Here is a 17,367-nt window from a genome sequence, read left to right as displayed (position 1 = left end):
GCGATATCTGTAAATTCAGATATCGCTCATAAATCTCCACCAACACTATTTGACAAAGACCCGAAATTCGGAGATCTTGCGATTTTGGCAAGAGCTCCAAATTTAGGCGTAAGAATTTCCGGTCTTTGGAAATCCTGGAGCCGTCCCCACAAGTGAGCTGTTCATTCTCTGTAGCAAATTCGAACTGCCATTACCACAAAACACATCATTTTGAAACTATCAGAATTTTGGCGGGCTTCCAAAATCCCGGAGCCGCCTCACAAGTGTGCTGTTCATTCTCTGCAGCAAATCCAAACTGCCCTTAACCACAATCCCTCTGTTTTTCAAACAACATGCACACAACAAAAAAGGATCGACAGCAATTACGCCGCGATCCCATGACTTAAATATTATTCTGTAACGAACTCGTTCTTGTCAAACTCGATCTCGATCGACTTAGTCAGTAAATCAGTATAGCTATATGAAACTCGTTCAAAAGCATTCTCGTCTTGATTCAGATCAACCACAAAAACAGCGGGATATGTTTCCTTCAAAGTCCCATGACGACGGGTAATCTTCTTACGGCCGGCCTGTGCAACGACAGTTAAATGCTGACCAATATGATCATCCAATTGATGCTTGATTGTTGATAGTGACATTGGCATATACACCCACTCCTTGTGAAACATTATAACACGAATTATTGCAAGTTACAATAGGCCAAATGTTCGTAGAAGCAACAGCAACATTTTATCGGCCTACTCATTCGTATTCAATTAATGTTTCGCAAGCCGTTGCGCACATAAATCAGTCAACTGATTAAATTGATTGATCGTTAGTTGTTCAGCTCGAACTTGCGCCGGTAATTCTAACGCAGCAATAATCTCGATAATTTGTGGCCGCTGATCTTTTCCAAATAACGTACACAAATTATTTTGTAAGCTTTTGCGTCGTTGCTGAAAACTACTGGTCACAATTTTATTAAATAATTCTGGCTCACTGATTTGGTAAGGCGATTCTAAATAACGTTGCAAGACTAAAACGGCCGAATCCACGTTAGGTTGTGGCACAAAGGAAGTTTTAGGCACAATTGCGGCTATATTGGTCGCCATCTGTGTTTGCACACTGACACTTAAGGAACCATAGTGCTTGCTCTTGGGGCCAGAAGTAATTCGTTGGGCCACTTCTTTTTGCATCATCAACACTAATCGGTCGGGTTGAATTTCGCCTTCGATCAGTCTGAACATGATTGGCGTGGTAATGTAGTATGGCAAATTCGCCACTACTTTAATCGCGCCATGATCAGGATATGGTGCGATCAAAGTTTTTAAATCTGTTTGGAGAATGTCTTGGTTGATCACCTGCACATTATCATATGGCGCCATCGTCTCGTCTAAAATTGGAATCAAACGCGAATCGATTTCAACTGCGACAACTTGCTGCACGCGTCTGGCTAATTGTTCCGTCAGTGAACCGATCCCGGGTCCAATTTCCACGACGAGATCTGTTGGTTGTAAATCGGCCGCATCCACAATTTCCGTGAGAACGCGCTGATTGGTCAAAAAATTCTGGCCTAAACTCTTCTTAAATTTGAAACCGTAACGACGTAAAATTGCTTGTGTTCGGATTGGATCCGCAATATCTACCGCATGTATCTCGACCATCAAGCCATCTCCGTTTCTATTTCTGCCATTGCTTGCTGTAATTCAGCTAAATTAATCTGAAACATTTGTAATTTCCCAGCTAATTGTTTTCCATTGGCATAACCGATGTGTAAATGATCGCCCAATCGCTCACGCAACTGTTTGGCTTTTGGCCCCGCAATCAATCCCAACGCCAATAAATCACCTTGAGAAATTGGAGCAGCCACACTTTCATCACGACTAAGCACATGTTGCAAACATGCGCGCAAATCTGCGTCAGACGCATGTTCAACGCCCAAGCTGCCCTTACCATTAGGTTTAGCTTGACCACGTGGCAAAAAAGCCTGTTTGGCATTAGGCACAACTTCTAGAACTTTACGGCGAATTCGTTCACCATTAAAATCAGGGTCAGTCAAAATCACGATTTCTCGCGTTTGAGCGACCGTTTCAATCTGTTCTAAGATCGAATCTGGGACTGCAGACCCTTGCGTTTCGATGGTATCGATTTTTCCGAAAACTTCGTGCAATCGCCGCGTATCATCGCGGCCTTCGACAATAATAACTTGATTGATCATCCTTCATCCTCTAAATTAAAGACTTCCAACGCATTACGATAAGTTTGCTGGGCAATAGTCGCCACTGGTAAGCCTAACGTTTGGGCAATACCAGCTGCCACGTAATAAGAAAAACCAGGTTCGTTTTGTTTACCTCGAAATGGCATCGGCGTTAAATATGGCGCATCTGTCTCGACCAAGAGTTTATCTAATGGCGTTTGCTTGAGACTTTCACGTAAATAATCGGCATTTTTAAACGTCACCACACCACTGTATGAGAGGTAAGCCCCCAAGTTAAGAAACTTAGCGACCCACTCTGGCTCAGCGTTAAAACTATGCATGATAATTTTGCCATCAGCAAGATTCGCCGCCTGTAAAATATCGTACGTGTCTTGCAACGCCTCGCGACTATGAATCGAAACGGGCAAATTAAATTCCTGGGCAATTTCCAGCTGTTCGGCAAAAACACGTCGTTGCACATCTCGTGGTGACGTGTCCCAATGATAATCCAAACCGATTTCGCCGACTGCAATCACTTTTGGTTGGGTAAGTTGTTGGCGTAATTCTTTTTCCGCCTCAGCATCGAAATTTTTTGAGTCTTCTGGATGCCAGCCCACAATTGCGTACAATTGCGGAAAATGGGCAGCTAACTCAAGTGCACCTTGATTCAATTGCGTATTTGAGCCGACAATGGCCATCTTAACAACGCCCAACTGCTCAGCGTGTTTAATGTAGTCGGCCTCTTTTCCTAGAAAAGCTTCATCATTTAAATGGGTATGTGAATCGAAAACTTTAACCAATTAATGCACCATTTTCGTGTTCTGCACCAACTAAGGCTAGTTGAACCTTACCCGCTTCATCTTCGGAAGAGAGCAACATCCCATTAGAAATTTCACCGCGGATCTTGCGTGGCTTCAAGTTAGTGACCGCTAATACTTTCCGACCCACTAATTCTTCGAAGTGTGGATAATATTCCGCAATTCCAGAAAGGATTTGCCGTTTCTCACCTTGGCCTAGATCAAGCTGGAATTTCAACAATTTATCGGCATGCTGCACTTTTTCAACTGCTAAAATTTCGGCAACCTTGATCTCAACTTTATCGAAATGATCGAAGTCAATTTCTTTTTTACCGGTTGCAACTGGCTTAGCTTCTGGTGCAGGCTTCTTCTGTTCTTTAGCCATTTGTACCTTAATATACGCGATTTCCTCGTCACGATCTAACCGTGGGAAAATTGGCTCGCCTTTAGCTACAACCTGACGTCCTGCAGGGAAGTTACCAAATACAGGCTCAGCAACTTGTAATTCTGATTCCTTCAAGCCTAATTGGGCAAAGATTTTTTTAGGCGCGTGCGTCAAGATTGGTTGGATCAGAATCGCAATGATCCGCAAACTCTCTGCCAAATGACCCATGACATTCGCTAATTCATCCACTTGTGCCGGATCTTTTGCTAAATTCCATGGTTCTGTTTCGTCAATATATTTATTGGCACGACTGATCAACTGCCAAATTGCCTCTAAGGCCGTTGGAAATTGGAAATGATCCATCGCCTCATCATATTTTTGAATTGAATTTGTCGCCGTCTGTGCTAATTGTGCATCAAAGTCGTTGCGCTCGTTCAACTGCGTTGGCACCTGGCCATCTTCATACTTGTTGATCATGGCGACCGTCCGATTCAGTAAGTTACCCAGGTCGTTAGCCAAATCAAAATTGATCCGGTCAACAAAATCCTCCGGTGTGAAGACACCATCATGACCGAATGGAAAAGCGCGCATCAAATAATAACGCAAGGCATCCAAACCATAACGACTTACTAACATTTCTGGATAGACCACATTCCCTTTTGATTTAGACATCTTGCCGTCTTTCATCAACAACCAACCATGACCATAAACTTGTTTAGGCAATGGTAAATCTAAAGCCATCAAAATAATCGGCCAATAAATCGTATGGAAACGAACAATTTCTTTTCCAACGAATTGAACATTAGCTGGCCAATATTTATCGAATAAGCTCTGATCATCAGAACCATAGCCTAATGCCGTAATATAGTTGAGCAAGGCATCGACCCAAACGTAAACGACATGCTTAGGATTACTTGGAATAGGCACGCCCCAATTGAACGTCGTCCGCGACATTGCCAAGTCTTCCAAACCAGGCTTGATAAAATTATTGATCATTTCATTTTTACGTGTTTCAGGCTGAATAAATTGTGGATTCTCATCATAATAAGCCAACAAACGATCCGCATATTTACTCATCTTAAAGAAATAAGACTCTTCGCTCACAAGTTGGACTTCATGACCAGAAGGTGCCTTGCCACCGATCACCTTGCCATCATCATCGCGATAAACTTCAGCGAGTTGTGATTCAGTGAAATATTCTTCATCAGAAACAGAATACCAGCCGGTATATTTACCAAGATAAACATCACCCTGTTTGATTAACTGCTCAACAATTTTTTGAACGGCTTTAACATGATAATCATCCGTAGTCCGAATAAATTTATCATTGGTAATTTCCAGTAACTTCCATAAATCTTGGATGCCTGCAGCCATTTTGTCCACATAGGCCTGTGGTGTGATGCCTTGAGCTTCGGCCTTTTGCTCGATCTTGAGACCATGCTCGTCAGTGCCCGTCAAGAAAAACACGTCGAACCCTTTTAACCGCTTATAGCGTGCCAGTGAATCTGTGGCGATCGTCGTATAAGAATTACCGATCGTTAATTTGCCAGATGGATAATAAATAGGTGTTGTAATATAGTAAGTTGGTTTTGCCAATCAAAAAACCTCCAAAATTTCTGTTAAATCATAGTTTGTATTATAGCACAGAGTGTAAAAAGTCACGGGTTGAAATTGAGGATTAACAGGACTAATTCTAAAAATTTGTATTTTTAATTTTCAGAATTAGTTTTGTTAACCGGAAATTTCAGTGCCAGCGAACACGTTTTAGAGAGAAAACAATACAGTCTAAAATTATATTAGGATTCTAAAAACAGATCTACCTTCGGTCGTGGCTGCGTGGGGCAAGTGACTGACTACTGTGGGGACGGTTCCAGGCTTTCCCCCAAGTTCTGGGGAAAGTCTTCCACCTCGATTTCGAGCTTTTTCTCAGTCGCAAGATCGGCTCCTGAAAAAAATCTCGAAATGCGCCCCTGCTGTAAGCGACGATGGCCATGTCGCAACAGCAGTTTCACAGTGTCGTCACTTGCCCCACGCAGCCGCGGCCTAAACTGGAATTAGTTTAGCGGTGAACTCGGAAGAACTGGGTTTGGGCGGAATGATTTGATTTCAACGCCGATTGCTTTGTTGCTGGAAATATGATCACATTGGATATTTTGCCACCAAATATTTATGTTGCTCATAAAAGCTTTGTACGGTAGAAAGTCCAGTTCAGAACCCAGATCTGTTTACTAGAATGGTCCACAGAATTTGCGGAAGAGAATGAACAGCACACTGTGATAATGCTCTAAGCGACAGAACCACCGTCGCTTAGAGCATGGGAAATTTGAAGATCTTGCGGTTTGGGCAAGAGCTCCAAATTTAGGCGGAAGAATTTTGGTGGGCTTCCAAAATCCTGGAGCCGTCCCCACGAGTGAGCTGTTCATTCTCTGCAGCAAATTCAAACCGCCCTTACCCACAAGCCACACCTCAAAACAAATCGATCTGGTCATCCATTGGCCGCCGATAATTAAGCCCCAACATCTGACTGAATCTGAGCGCATTGTCGGCCGCATCGAAATTCGCATTGTTATTGAAAATAATATAATTCTTCTCAACGCGTTCGCCAACAGAACGAACCTGCTCGGCTAATCCAGTCAGCTCTTGATCAGAATAGCGATACAAAGTCCGCCCTTTTTTATTCCCGAAACCTTTCTTTGCCCAGTTTTCAGCATTGCGTCCATGAAATCGCCAAAAACTAAGTTGCGGTGTCGTGATCATCGGCACCAAAGGCACACTCTCGTCGCCAATATCTGGTTCATCAATATTAGCAATTGTAATTTGCAACTGAGCCAAACGCTGACACAATTGTTCGCGGAAATTTTCTTGATACCAACTCCGATGGCGCAACTCCAAAAGAATCGGCAGTTTAGGCAATTGCGTTCGTGCCAACTGTAAATAATTCAACGAGGCTGCAGTCAACGTAAAATCCGGTGGAAATTGCAATAAAATACCGGCGACTTTATGCTGTTGCTGTAAGGGCTCAATGGTTTTTAAGAAGGTTTGAAAAAGTGATGAATAAGTTTGATCGACAGCTAATTCTGTATGCAATGTCAATTCACGTGGGACTTTGAGAATGAATTGAAAATTATCTGGTACTTCTGCCGCCCATTTTTCCGTGATGGCTGGATTTTTTAGACCGTAAAAAAAAGTGTCTAACTCCACCACCGGAAATATTTCGGCATACATCGCTAATGTTGGCTTCTTGATTTCTGGAAACAAGTTAGGATGTTCCGTCCAGGTTGTTAATCCAATCGTATTCATCGCAACCACCTCAACAATAGTTTACTCAAAAAACAATGACTTGAAAAGTGAAAAATTGCGTGTGCGCAATGATTCCGCAATAGTGCACAACAAAGATTGTATTTTTTTGTGCATGTTTTGCTTACAAAAGAAACCGTTTTCTTTTATACTGCAGTTGTAATCGAGAAAAAAGGAAAGGTGTCTTAAATTATGGTTAAAGTAGACTTGGATCATATTTACAAAGAATATCCAGACGCACAGGAAGGATTGTACGCTGTTTCTGACTTCGATTTACACGTTGACGACCACGAATTCATCGTGTTCGTTGGACCTTCAGGCTGTGGGAAATCAACCACATTGCGGATGATCGCCGGCTTGGAAGATATTACGAAAGGCGATTTAAAGATCGGCGGCAAGCTAATGAACGATGTTGCTCCTAAAGATCGTGATATCGCCATGGTTTTCCAGAACTACGCTTTGTATCCACACATGACTGTCTTTGATAACATGGCATTTGGTTTGAAATTACGTAAATACGAAAAATCCGACATCAAAAAGCGTGTCGATGACGCCGCAAATATTTTGGGTTTAACTGATTATCTTGACCGTAAACCAGCCGCTTTATCAGGTGGTCAACGTCAGCGTGTTGCCTTAGGACGTGCCATCGTCCGTGATGCGCCTATCTTCTTAATGGATGAACCTTTATCTAACTTGGATGCTAAGTTACGTGTTTCGATGCGTGCCGAGATTGCTAAGTTACATCAACGTTTGAACACAACGACGATTTATGTTACCCATGACCAAACTGAAGCCATGACCATGGCTGACCGCATTGTCGTTATGTCAATGGGGCAAGTTCAACAAATCGGAACGCCTGCAGAAGTTTACGATACACCAAAGAATAAATTCGTTGCCGGATTTATGGGCTCACCTGCCATGAATTTCTATGAAGTTCATTACGAACATGGTGTTGTCACCGATTCTGCAGACGGGATCAATCTACAAGTTCCAGAAGGTCGCGCCAAGATTCTTAACGAAGATGGCTACGATGGCAAAGATTTAACGTTAGGCGTTCGTCCAGAAGACATTCATTCTGAAGAAGCCTTTCTACAAACCTTCCCTGCAGCAACCGTTAACGCAAAAGTTGTCGTTTCAGAATTGCTTGGTGCAGAATCAATGCTTTATGTAACTTCAGGTAAAACTGAATACGTCGCTAAAGTTGATGCTCGTGATTTCCATAATCCTGGCGAAGAAATTAAACTTGGCTTCGATTTGAATAAGGCTCACTTCTTCGACAAGGAAACAACTTTATCCATCGTGGAAAAAGCCAAAGAAGAAAATCGTGCACCAGAAAACGCCTAAAAAATCCGCTTATTCATCAAAATCACCGCATAATTAAACTCTGAATACCAAAAGCCACGACCCAATCAAAATGGAGCATGGCTTTTTGCGTTGATCCAAAAAACGGTGCGGCGGAAAAATAGCTTGACGACCAAACCTAAAATAGCGTACGCTAAGAAAATCAAAATTGGATTGGGGCGTTTTTTCTATGTGGTTTCTTCCTGCACTGATTACCCTGCTTGCTTGGGGTACTGCGGATCTGTTCTACAAACTGGGCAATAATGAGCGCGATAAATATAGCGCGCTGAAAACCGTCGTGATGGTTGGGCTCGTCATGGGGTTACACGTGATCGGTTATTATTGGTTGTATCAAGGCATTAATTACGATTGGAAAAATCTGATCGTTTATCTGCCGGTTTCCTCAATGTACATTCTTTCCATGGCCGTTGGTTATTTCGGTCTGCGTTACATTGAAGTCTCGATTTCAAGTCCGATCAGTAACTCTTCCGGCGCATTTGTGGTCTTGCTTTCATTTCTATTCATGAATGGCAACATGAAGCCATTGCAATGGTTTGCCGTCATCATTATCATTATTGGCATGCTGTTACTCGGTGTTTTTGAAAAACAAGAAGCAGATCTCGAGTTAGAAAAAAGTGGTGCCAAAATCGACAAGAAGTATCGCATCAGTGCGATTGCGATTATTTTCCCGATTATTTATGCCGTTCTCGATGCGATGGGCACTTATCTCGATGGTGTGTATCTGGATTACAGAAAAATTTTACCGGAAGATCAGGCCAATATGAGTTATGAATTGACCTTCCTGATCGTCGCCATTGTCGTTTGGTTATACTTGGCTTTAGTCAAGAAAGAAACGATGAATGTCTTTAAAGAACGCACGCGCGGATTGGCCGCCATTTTCGAAACGCTTGGTCAATTCTTCTACGTTGGTGCCATGGCCGGCAATTCAATTATCGCCGCGCCGATGATCGCGTCTTATAGTATCGTCTCGATCATCCTCGCCCGTATTTTCCTCAAAGAAAAACTTAACGCGAAACAATATTTGGTGGTCGCCTTTATCATGGTTGCCATTGCCATTCTTGGATTCTACGATGCCTAAAAAAGTGCCTCTTGTGTTGAAAGTTAATTTCAACCAAGCGGCACTTTTTTATTTTGGATTTTCTTGGTCGTTGATCAGTTGGATCTGATGAGCCTGGTACTGCTTGGAAACTAGAATGATATCTTCAAACAACGTTCTAAGATAAGGTTGAACTTCCGGCGTCGCATCTTGAGTGACGCGCGCGTAAACTTCTTGCTCGCGCTCTTTATTGGTCAACGGAATGTGTTCGGCAACTTTTACCTGGGCGATCTCTTTAGAAATTGCTAAACGTTGTGTTAATAATTGGGTCAATTGAAGATCGATCGGATCAATTTTTTCACGTGAATCTGTTAATGCCATTTAGAAAACCTCGCTTATTTTTTTGAAAATCGTTAATGCATCATCCTGGATCATTTCGATGCCTGGCGCGTCAATTTTTTCATTGTTGATGACATAAATCTTGGCGTGGGAATTGCGATACTGTAAAAGCTGAGCGAATGGATAAACTCGGAAACTGGTACCGACGATCAAAATTAAATCGGCTGATTGCATCGCTGCCACAGATCGAGTCAAATGTTCCGGCTCGATCTGCTCGCCATAAAGCACAATTCGCGGGCGAATAATGCCTTGATCGGCTTGATGACGATCACTCTTCGCATAATCGGTGTAGGGAATCTGCTGACCACATTTTTGACAGTAGAGATCATATAAATTGCCATGAAATTCGATCACGTGCTGATTACCCGCCTTAAGATCAAGACCGTCGACATTCTGAGTGATCAATTGGCCACGCTGGTTACACAACTTCGCGATTTCAGTGTGAATCAAATTCGGCTTGGCATCTGGATAATACATCCGCGTTTGCACAAATCGATAGAACGCCTCGGGATGATCGACCAAATTATCATGGCTCAGCAAATATTCCGGATCAACTTGATCCGCATAAAGACCCGCCTTGGAACGATAGTCCGGAATTCCCGAATGCGTTGATACACCAGCACCCGTCAAAAAGACCAAGTGCTGGGCCCGCTTTAAATCGGTTAATAACGACTTGATCTCAGCCATTTTTATTTGTCCTCTGATTTGAAAATCACTAAATCTCTCGGCGCGGAAATTAAATTGGCTTCCGTGAACAGCGATTCAACCGTCGCATCATAAATTTCTAGCATTTTAGCAGATTGCTGTTTAGGGGTCATTTTTGGCAACTGGAGTTGAAAGGCGGCTTGTTCATCATTGACGCCTAAGCCCAAATAAATCCCCTCTTGTTCCGACACGTGAAAAATTTGGAAGAGTTGGCGGACACTTAGCTTTAATTGACGTTCCGACAAAACTGGCGTCACTAATAAACTCCGACGTAAATCGATGACCGACAATTCGGTATGTTCAAAAAAATCGCTCAGAATTTCAATGATTTGCAATAACAGGCTGCGTAAATGACGATTGGTCACCAATTTGGTCGCGTGCACAACTGTCCAAATTTTTTCAGCGAGCATGAAGCTACGCGGATATGAAACGCGCCAAGCTGGCACTTCACCGATGAAGGTAAAAGTGTCGGCAATTTGCAAGGCCATCAACGTGACTTGCAAGTTACTCGACTTCTCCGTTTCCGCGGGCAGATCATGTTCAACAGCACCTTGAACAGCTGTCCTCAAATCATCAGTGAATAGATTCAAGTTTTCTAATTGTGGATGCATACCTTCATGCAAGGCGATGTTGAAAATCACTTGGGCAATGACTGTCATCGCCTGATTCAATTGCGCGTCACTCGACTTGGCGATGCCGATCTTGACGATTTGCTGGCGTTCTTGTTGTAAATGCCCCAATTCATGAGCTACAATGAAATCAGCGAAGTGCTCATTAGGTAGCTTAATTTCAAAATTGCCTTGTGTATCTTGGGTGATTTGTGATTCTTCCGGATCAAATAAGTCAGATTCAAAATGACTCTTGGTCAGACCCAACTTAATTGTTAATGGTGCCACTTCTGCACGCATTTGTTCTAATAGATCGACGACTGGTTGTACAAGTTCGATCGATTCAGACATTTCAGCACATCCTTTTTAAATTTATTCATGAGTTTTTGCAACCGTTTAACAGAAATATATTTTATCAACAGTTTTCTGTTCACCTTCTATTATAGCCTATCCACCCATTTCATAAAGATTGGAGATCTTAAGATGCAAGTAAAAGTTCCGTTAACAACAACTGGTTATTTACCAGACGTTTATAGCAAGCACGCGGAAAAATCCGCAACTCGTGGTGGTTTCCCGATTATTTCACCACCGATCACAATTTCAGATTTGCCTGCAGGAACAGTGAGTTTGGCGCTCACTTTCTTAGATTTTGACGCCGTACCAGTTGGTGGCTTCGTTTGGATCCATTGGTTAGCCGCAAATATTAAACCTAACGGTGACCGTGTTGAAATTCCTGAAAATGCGAGCCAATCTGGTCAGTTTAATTTTAGCCAAGGACGTAATAGCAACGCCGGCAAGTTGGTTAATGTTACCGATCCGAAAATTTATCAGCATTATGTTGGCCCGCAACCGCCCGATCAAGATCACGATTATCAACTGACGGTTTACGCCTTAAAGAAAGATTTAGACTTGGAAAATGGGTATTGGCTCAATGAGTTTTATCAACAAATCGATTCTCAAGTTCTGGACGCCGTTACCGTTCACGTTCCTGGTCGAGTGTAGTATAATTAAAGTTGTAGCATATTCGAGTATGAACGATTAATATCAAGAAATTTTTTAGGAGGCTATTATGCGACAAGTCAGTATAGGTTTAGATAATATTAATGCATCCGAAATTGCTTTAGGAATGATGCGCATCGCCGATAAAACGACCGACCAAACGATTAAATTATTGGAGACTGCCGTTGAACATGGCATCAACTTTTTCGATAACGCCGATGTTTATGGTGGTGGCGATTCTGAACGTCGCTTTGGTGATGCCTTAGCTGCTTCATCGATCAATCGTGATGACATTTTAGTCCAAACTAAAGTCGGCATTCGTAAAAATGAATATGATTTTTCTAAAAAGCATATTGTTGAATCACTCGATGGTAGTTTGGAACGCATGGGCTTGGATCACGTTGATTTCTTACTGTTGCACCGCCCCGATATTTTAATGCAACCAGATGAAATTGCCGAAGCCTTTTTCGAATTACAAAAATCTGGCAAGGTGCGCGAATTCGGTGTCAGCAATTTCAATCCGATGCAAGTTGAATTGTTGCAACAAGCTGTCGCTCAACCCTTGGTCATCAACCAATTACAACTCGGTCTGATGCACACGGGCATGCTTGACTTCGGGATCCATACGAACATGAGCGATCCACGCAGCACAAATCATGATGGCAGTATTTACGAATACTCACGTTTGAACAACATGACAATTCAAGCATGGAGCCCATATCAATACGGTTTCTTCGATGGCGTCTTCATCGACAATCCTAAGTTCCCCGAACTCAACGCTGTTTTGAAAAAGATGGCCGATAAATATAGCACCAACGTTAACGCGATCGCGGCTGCTTGGATTTTACGTTTACCAACTAGCGTTCAAGTAATCGCCGGCACAACAAATCCAGAACGCTTAGCGCAAATTTGTGAAGCCGATCAAGCCCCATTGACTCATTCAGAGTGGTATGCCCTGTATCTTGCGGCTGGCAACGATTTGCCATAGATCTAAGTAAATAGTAAAGGCCTCTAGTTGGCGGTGTTAAACTGCCAACTAGAAGCCTTTTTGATGCAGTCGATTTAACTAGAGCGTTTGTAACTGACCGATCATATCTGTGAGCTGGTCAATTTTTTTAGCGGTTAATATTTCCTGTAGTTCTGTTTCAAGGCGCGCGAACACGTCGACACCTTCTTGATGAAGTTGCGTTCCCACCTGCACCATTGACGCGCCGCACAAAAGCAATTCATACACATCGCGGCCGGTACGCACGCCACCGGTGCCAATAATCGCGATGCGTGATTCAAGTCGCTGATGAAATGCCCACACGTTTGCCAATGCGGTTGGCTTAACATAGGCGCCGCCAATACCGCCGAAACCCGTCTTGGGTCGTGTGACCACGGTGTCTGTCTGCGGATCGATGAATAAGCCGTTGCCAATACTATTAATGCAATTTACATAGGCGATGGGAAATTGATTGATGATCGTGGCCATTTGGTCGAAATGCGCTAGGTCAAAATATGGCGGTAATTTAATACCCAGTGGTTTGTCGAAGAAGTTAAAAACTTGTTGCAGTAATTGCTTGGTCGCCGCAAAATCGTATGCCAATTGTGGATGACCTTCGACATTTGGGCAAGACAAATTTAACTCGGTGATTCCTTGAAAGTCGCTCGCGCTAATTTTATGCAAAAGTTCTAATGTTTCAGCGGTTGAAAATCCAGTCACCGACAAAAATAACTGGCGCCCATTTGCCGGTTGGGTGGAAACAAAATCTAAATAATAATCAAGGCCAAAATTCGGTAGACCCATCGCATTCAGACTGCCAAACGGTAAGTCTGCGTAGCGTGGGCTTTGATTGCCTTGCCGTGGCTGTAAAGTGGCGGTTTTTGTGATTAAGGTTCCCGCCGCCGACTGCTGCAATTCGCGTAACTCTGAAATTGATTCACAGTGGACCCCGGCCGCGTTCATCAACGGGCTCGTGAAGGTGCGTCCTAGAAATTCGTGAGTTAAATTAGTCATCTGTTGCCACCGCCTTAGTTTCGACGACCTGCATTTTTTTAAAGCCGCGAATTGTCAGCATGATCGTAAAACTGATGACATATAAAACGGCTAGAAAGCCCATCACGACCAGTAAGGAATAATGATCCATCAGCATCCCGATGATCACAGACGAGAAGCCCCCAATCGCACGGCCAATATTAACGATCACATTATTGGCCGTCGAACGAATTTCCTTGGGATAAAGTTGGCTGATCACGGCACCATACCCGCCGAACATTCCGTTGGAGAAAAAGCCAACGACTGCACCAGCCAATAACATTGTCGTCCGATCATAAACAAGAGTGATAGCAAAAACAGACAATACGGAAGCTAGCAAGAAGATACCAAAAGCCAAACGCGGTCCAAATTTATCCAAAATCGTTCCAAAAGTCATCATGCCTAAACACATGCCGACGATCGTCGTGATCATCCAGACTGACGAACCCGAAACGGACAAATCTAGTTGTTGCTGCATGATCGTCGGTAGCCAGTTCATTAAACCGAAGTAGCCGGCAATTTGGACAACGACCATCAAAGTTAGGGCAATTGTTTGATACGTCAACTTCGGTGTGGCAAATAAGCGACCGATGGAAATTTTAGTTGGTTTTCCTTGATTAGCTTTTTGCCGCTCAACAAAATCTGTGTCCTCACGCAAATGCCGCCGTACGAAAAACGTCAGTGCAACTGGAACTAAGCCGAATAGAAACAGCACGTTCCAAGTTGAGACGCTTAAAATCCAAGCTGCCACCAACGCGGCTAAGATGGCGCCGATCTGCCCACCAATTGCAGCGACCGAAGTGAGCCGGCCGATATCTTTTTTAGCAAAATTATCGGCAATCAAGGTAATTCCAACGCCATATTCACCACCCGCGCCGATTCCAGCAATGAAGCGGAAAAGGTAGAGCAAATAAATATTGTGCGCAAAATACAAGGCGGCCGTGGCGAAGGCAAAAATAAAGATCGTATGGGAGAAAGTCTTCACTCTCCCATAACGATCTGCTAATAAACCAAATATGATACCACCCACTAACATGCCGAGGTTGGTAATGGTGGAAATAAAACCAGCTTGAGCTCCCGAAATGTGTAAATCAACCACGATCGAGCTCAATGCAAACGATAAAAACATCACGTCCATGTTTTCTAACGCAAAACCTGAACTAGTTGAGGCAATCACCCACTTCTGATGGGTGTTAAAACGTTTGCTTGGTGCTACAGTTGCTTCTTTCATCAAATAAAACCTCCAAAATGAATGCTCGCAGACATTCGTTATTTTGTTGCCGGATCTAAATTGTTACCAGTTTGCCACAATAAACAAACAGATGCAAGCCTGAATTTTAAAACAATCAAAAATCCACCTCGAAATTGTAACCGTTTATTTTTCTGCTTGACAAGTGTCACCAAGGAAGCTTATACTTTGAACAATTTAAAAACTTTAATTTGGTCCCGTGAGGCCGAAAAGTTAACTGACTAACTGCGCAAATAGGCGCTTAATTTCTGCAACCTCACGGCATCCGTGGGGTTTTTATTTTGCCATTATTTCTTGGAGGTTAGCCATGGAACACCCTGTGATTATCGCGCTAGATTTCTCAACCGAAGCAACTGCGCTTGAATTTGTTAAACAGTTTCCCCAACCTGAGCAGCTCTGTGTCAAGGTTGGCATGGAACTCTATTATCAAACTGGGCCTATTATTATTCAACGACTGCGTGAACTTGGCTGTCATATTTTTCTAGATCTGAAACTTCACGACATTCCCCACACGGTCGAAAAAGCCGCGACGATAATTGGCCAACTCGGTGTAGATCTGACCACCGTTCATGCCAGTGGTGGCCAACTCATGATGCAGGCTGCGGTGGCGGGCATCAATGCAGGCGCTGCGAAAGCTAACGTTGCCCCTGCCCAAATCCTGGCGATCACTCAGCTAACTTCGACCAGCACAGAAATGCTCCAACACGAATTACAAATCAACGGTGCACTCGCAGATTCCGTCGACCACCTAGCACAATTAGCTGCAACCAGTGGCGTCGCTGGTATCGTTTCGTCGGCGTTAGAAGTCCCACGAATTAAATCGGTCACCTCGCCAAAATTCCGCTGCATCACACCCGGAATTCGGCTAGCCACTTCGCCACACGATGATCAAGTTCGCATCGTCACACCACAACACGCGCGCACTTTAGGAAGCGATGGAATCGTCGTCGGTCGACCGATCACACAAGCACTAGATCCAGTTGCCAGTTACGAAGAAATCAAGAAATTATGGGAGGGCAAATAACGATGGACGAAAATATCGCCAATTTAATTGCATCAGACTTGCTAGAAATCAAAGCTGTGAGTTTCAGTACGAATCCGCCCTATACTTGGGCGAGTGGTATTAAGGCGCCAATTTATACCGATAATCGTTTAACCATTGCCTACCCCCGCATCCGCGAACAAATTGCTAGCAGTTTGGCACGCGTGATCACGACAAATTTCCCCGATGTTTCGGTGATCGGTGGCGTGGCAACCGCAGGCATTCCTCACGCCGCTTTAGTCAGCCAAAATTTAAATCTGCCGATGATTTATGTTCGGTCACAGCCAAAAGATCATGGCAAAGGTCGCCAGCTGGAAGGCAAGCTACAAGCCGGTGATCAAGTCGTGCTGATCGATGACTTGATTTCAACTGGTGGCAGCGTGCTCAAGGCGGTTGCCGCAGTGCGAGCATTAGATATCGAAGTGCTGGGTGTTGCCGCCATTTTTAATTATCAACTCCCAGACGCAACCGCCAATTTTAAAACCGCAGAAGTGCCCTTAGTCACCCTAACCGACTATGATCACCTCATCCAACAAGCCAGCCAACAACATTATTTGGCGGCCCAAGACGTGGCTTCCGTGCAAAATTGGCGCGAAGATCCCTGGCACTGGAGTAATTAAAACGAGTGCAAACGGCCATAGATTGAATGTGAGCACGTTTAACCGGTAAATAGGAACCACATTCTCCCTCAAAAAAATGCTAGTAAATTCAAAAATATTTTGATATAATTAGTCAAAACTAATTCTCTTGGGGGGGAAATCTTTCGTGATTTTTATTTGGAAAAGAAAAGGACTTTTAGTCCCATTAGCGATTATTCTTGGCTTAGCGATTCAAATGGTGCTCACCACGCAAAGTACTAACTTTTACGCAGGCAGCTTTATGTCCCGCCTATTTGGAAGCCTCGGCTTCATCGCCACATTTTTACCGGCTGGACTCAATTATTTATTCACGAAATACTTTTTGAAAAACGAGACCGTTAAATTTGTCACTGATGAAGAAGGACAACAATATCGACTCGATCTCAAGAGTACTTTCTTTTGGATCAGCAATAAAACTTGGACGATCATCTTGTTGGTCCTCGCAGTTATTTATGCAGTCACAGCGCTGATCCAAATTTTCTAAACAACTCAATTAAGCTACTGAACCTCAATTACGAGGCGTCAAAAAATCCTGCTAAGAATTCTTAGCAGGATTTTTTTGATTTAATTTTGATTTTTAACAGATAAATCTGGGTCTACACTTTCTGGTGTTGGTGAAAACTAATACCAGTTTTTATTTGCCAAAATAAATAGGAC

18 protein-coding genes are annotated in these 17,367 nt (G+C 43.3%); 7 read left to right on the top strand and 11 right to left on the bottom strand.

Translation table 11 applies throughout. The features are described 5' to 3' along the window. Nucleotides 1–389: 389 nt before the first annotated feature. The 6 genes from EKM67_RS08990 to EKM67_RS08965 all read right to left on the bottom strand — a co-directional run bounded on the left by EKM67_RS08990 (nucleotide 390) and on the right by EKM67_RS08965 (nucleotide 6,658). Complete coding sequence (locus tag EKM67_RS08990) at nucleotides 390–644, bottom strand: Veg family protein (protein ID WP_125578690.1); 255 nt, start codon at nucleotides 642–644, stop codon at nucleotides 390–392. A gap of 111 nt (nucleotides 645–755) precedes the next feature. Further along, entirely contained in the window at nucleotides 756–1,643 is an 888-nt protein-coding gene (gene rsmA / locus EKM67_RS08985; protein ID WP_125578689.1) for a 16S rRNA (adenine(1518)-N(6)/adenine(1519)-N(6))-dimethyltransferase RsmA, read from the bottom strand. After that, entirely contained in the window at nucleotides 1,643–2,197 is a 555-nt protein-coding gene (rnmV, locus tag EKM67_RS08980) for a ribonuclease M5 (RefSeq protein WP_125578688.1), read from the bottom strand. The genes rsmA and rnmV overlap by 1 nt, the downstream gene beginning before the upstream one ends. Beyond that, nucleotides 2,194–2,976: a TatD family hydrolase gene (locus tag EKM67_RS08975; RefSeq protein ID WP_125578687.1), complete on the bottom strand. Its 783-nt coding sequence runs from the start codon at nucleotides 2,974–2,976 to the stop codon at nucleotides 2,194–2,196. Before EKM67_RS08975 ends, rnmV begins: the two co-directional genes overlap by 4 nt. Continuing rightward, nucleotides 2,969–4,954: a methionine--tRNA ligase gene (gene metG / locus EKM67_RS08970; protein ID WP_125578686.1), complete on the bottom strand. Its 1,986-nt coding sequence runs from the start codon at nucleotides 4,952–4,954 to the stop codon at nucleotides 2,969–2,971. The genes EKM67_RS08975 and metG overlap by 8 nt, the downstream gene beginning before the upstream one ends. A gap of 870 nt (nucleotides 4,955–5,824) precedes the next feature. Further along, complete coding sequence (locus EKM67_RS08965; protein WP_125578685.1) at nucleotides 5,825–6,658, bottom strand: DUF72 domain-containing protein; 834 nt, start codon at nucleotides 6,656–6,658, stop codon at nucleotides 5,825–5,827. A gap of 189 nt (nucleotides 6,659–6,847) precedes the next feature. Here EKM67_RS08965 and EKM67_RS08960 point away from each other — a divergent pair, with 189 nt between their 5' ends. Both EKM67_RS08960 and EKM67_RS08955 read left to right on the top strand, forming a co-directional pair. Beyond that, on the top strand, nucleotides 6,848–7,999 hold the full coding sequence (locus tag EKM67_RS08960; RefSeq protein ID WP_125578684.1) for an ABC transporter ATP-binding protein: 1,152 nt from the start codon (nucleotides 6,848–6,850) through the stop codon (nucleotides 7,997–7,999). 187 nt (nucleotides 8,000–8,186) lie between these two features. Next, the gene (locus EKM67_RS08955) at nucleotides 8,187–9,095 is read left to right on the top strand and encodes an EamA family transporter (RefSeq protein ID WP_125578683.1); all 909 of its coding nucleotides are present in this window, start codon (nucleotides 8,187–8,189) and stop codon (nucleotides 9,093–9,095) included. A 48-nt stretch (nucleotides 9,096–9,143) separates the two neighbouring features. On the opposite strand, the gene EKM67_RS08950 is transcribed toward EKM67_RS08955, so the two are convergent. From EKM67_RS08950 to EKM67_RS08940, 3 genes are read right to left on the bottom strand one after another with little or no spacing between them, the layout of a single operon-like run. Continuing rightward, complete coding sequence (locus EKM67_RS08950; RefSeq protein ID WP_125578682.1) at nucleotides 9,144–9,434, bottom strand: chorismate mutase; 291 nt, start codon at nucleotides 9,432–9,434, stop codon at nucleotides 9,144–9,146. Then, nucleotides 9,435–10,139 carry an NAD-dependent protein deacylase gene (locus EKM67_RS08945; RefSeq protein WP_125578681.1) on the bottom strand — a complete coding sequence of 235 codons (705 nt, stop codon included), beginning with the start codon at nucleotides 10,137–10,139 and terminating at the stop codon, nucleotides 9,435–9,437. A gap of 2 nt (nucleotides 10,140–10,141) precedes the next feature. Beyond that, the gene (locus EKM67_RS08940; RefSeq protein WP_125578680.1) at nucleotides 10,142–11,116 is read right to left on the bottom strand and encodes a hypothetical protein; all 975 of its coding nucleotides are present in this window, start codon (nucleotides 11,114–11,116) and stop codon (nucleotides 10,142–10,144) included. 132 nt (nucleotides 11,117–11,248) lie between these two features. Here EKM67_RS08940 and EKM67_RS08935 point away from each other — a divergent pair, with 132 nt between their 5' ends. Together EKM67_RS08935 and EKM67_RS08930 are read left to right on the top strand one after the other, a co-directional pair. Continuing rightward, the gene (locus tag EKM67_RS08935) at nucleotides 11,249–11,767 is read left to right on the top strand and encodes a YbhB/YbcL family Raf kinase inhibitor-like protein (RefSeq protein ID WP_125578679.1); all 519 of its coding nucleotides are present in this window, start codon (nucleotides 11,249–11,251) and stop codon (nucleotides 11,765–11,767) included. Between the two features lie 67 nt (nucleotides 11,768–11,834). Further along, nucleotides 11,835–12,752, top strand: a complete 918-nt coding sequence (locus EKM67_RS08930; RefSeq protein ID WP_125578678.1) for an aldo/keto reductase — start codon at nucleotides 11,835–11,837, stop codon at nucleotides 12,750–12,752. Nucleotides 12,753–12,830: 78 nt separating this feature from the next. Here the strand turns inward: EKM67_RS08930 and EKM67_RS08925 are convergent, their stop codons facing one another. Then, a complete protein-coding gene (locus EKM67_RS08925) occupies nucleotides 12,831–13,763 on the bottom strand; it encodes a dihydroorotate oxidase (RefSeq protein WP_125578677.1) in 933 nt (310 codons plus the stop codon). Beyond that, nucleotides 13,756–15,012: an MFS transporter gene (locus EKM67_RS08920; RefSeq protein WP_125578676.1), complete on the bottom strand. Its 1,257-nt coding sequence runs from the start codon at nucleotides 15,010–15,012 to the stop codon at nucleotides 13,756–13,758. The genes EKM67_RS08925 and EKM67_RS08920 overlap by 8 nt, the downstream gene beginning before the upstream one ends. Nucleotides 15,013–15,337: 325 nt before the next feature. Here EKM67_RS08920 and pyrF point away from each other — a divergent pair, with 325 nt between their 5' ends. The 3 genes from pyrF (at nucleotide 15,338) to EKM67_RS08905 (ending at nucleotide 17,194) form a co-directional block, all read left to right on the top strand. Next, the gene (pyrF, locus tag EKM67_RS08915; RefSeq protein ID WP_125578675.1) at nucleotides 15,338–16,054 is read left to right on the top strand and encodes an orotidine-5'-phosphate decarboxylase; all 717 of its coding nucleotides are present in this window, start codon (nucleotides 15,338–15,340) and stop codon (nucleotides 16,052–16,054) included. A gap of 2 nt (nucleotides 16,055–16,056) precedes the next feature. After that, nucleotides 16,057–16,692 (top strand): orotate phosphoribosyltransferase, encoded by a 636-nt coding sequence (pyrE, locus tag EKM67_RS08910; protein ID WP_125578674.1) that lies wholly within the window; start codon nucleotides 16,057–16,059, stop codon nucleotides 16,690–16,692. 145 nt (nucleotides 16,693–16,837) lie between these two features. Beyond that, nucleotides 16,838–17,194, top strand: a complete 357-nt coding sequence (locus tag EKM67_RS08905) for a hypothetical protein (RefSeq protein ID WP_125578673.1) — start codon at nucleotides 16,838–16,840, stop codon at nucleotides 17,192–17,194. The last annotated feature ends 173 nt before the right edge of the window (nucleotides 17,195–17,367 follow it).

The sequence above is a fragment of the Lapidilactobacillus mulanensis genome, assembly GCF_003946215.1.
GTDB classification, from domain to species: Bacteria; Bacillota; Bacilli; order Lactobacillales; family Lactobacillaceae; genus Lapidilactobacillus; species Lapidilactobacillus mulanensis.
The sequence above is the reverse complement of the archived record's forward strand: the minus strand, read 5'-3'. Positions and strand labels throughout refer to the sequence as shown.

Coding starts and splice junctions, on each gene's coding strand:
- EKM67_RS08955 (WP_125578683.1), top strand. CDS start 8,187: ATGTGGTTTCTTCCTGCACTGATTACCCTGCTTGCTTGGGGTACTGCG.
- EKM67_RS08925 (WP_125578677.1), bottom strand. CDS start 13,763: ATGACTAATTTAACTCACGAATTTCTAGGACGCACCTTCACGAGCCCG.
- pyrF (WP_125578675.1), top strand. CDS start 15,338: ATGGAACACCCTGTGATTATCGCGCTAGATTTCTCAACCGAAGCAACT.
- EKM67_RS08940 (WP_125578680.1), bottom strand. CDS start 11,116: ATGTCTGAATCGATCGAACTTGTACAACCAGTCGTCGATCTATTAGAA.
- EKM67_RS08920 (WP_125578676.1), bottom strand. CDS start 15,012: ATGAAAGAAGCAACTGTAGCACCAAGCAAACGTTTTAACACCCATCAG.
- EKM67_RS08965 (WP_125578685.1), bottom strand. CDS start 6,658: ATGAATACGATTGGATTAACAACCTGGACGGAACATCCTAACTTGTTT.
- EKM67_RS08930 (WP_125578678.1), top strand. CDS start 11,835: ATGCGACAAGTCAGTATAGGTTTAGATAATATTAATGCATCCGAAATT.
- EKM67_RS08950 (WP_125578682.1), bottom strand. CDS start 9,434: ATGGCATTAACAGATTCACGTGAAAAAATTGATCCGATCGATCTTCAA.
- rnmV (WP_125578688.1), bottom strand. CDS start 2,197: ATGATCAATCAAGTTATTATTGTCGAAGGCCGCGATGATACGCGGCGA.
- EKM67_RS08945 (WP_125578681.1), bottom strand. CDS start 10,139: ATGGCTGAGATCAAGTCGTTATTAACCGATTTAAAGCGGGCCCAGCAC.
- EKM67_RS08990 (WP_125578690.1), bottom strand. CDS start 644: ATGCCAATGTCACTATCAACAATCAAGCATCAATTGGATGATCATATT.
- rsmA (WP_125578689.1), bottom strand. CDS start 1,643: ATGGTCGAGATACATGCGGTAGATATTGCGGATCCAATCCGAACACAA.
- pyrE (WP_125578674.1), top strand. CDS start 16,057: ATGGACGAAAATATCGCCAATTTAATTGCATCAGACTTGCTAGAAATC.
- EKM67_RS08935 (WP_125578679.1), top strand. CDS start 11,249: ATGCAAGTAAAAGTTCCGTTAACAACAACTGGTTATTTACCAGACGTT.
- EKM67_RS08960 (WP_125578684.1), top strand. CDS start 6,848: ATGGTTAAAGTAGACTTGGATCATATTTACAAAGAATATCCAGACGCA.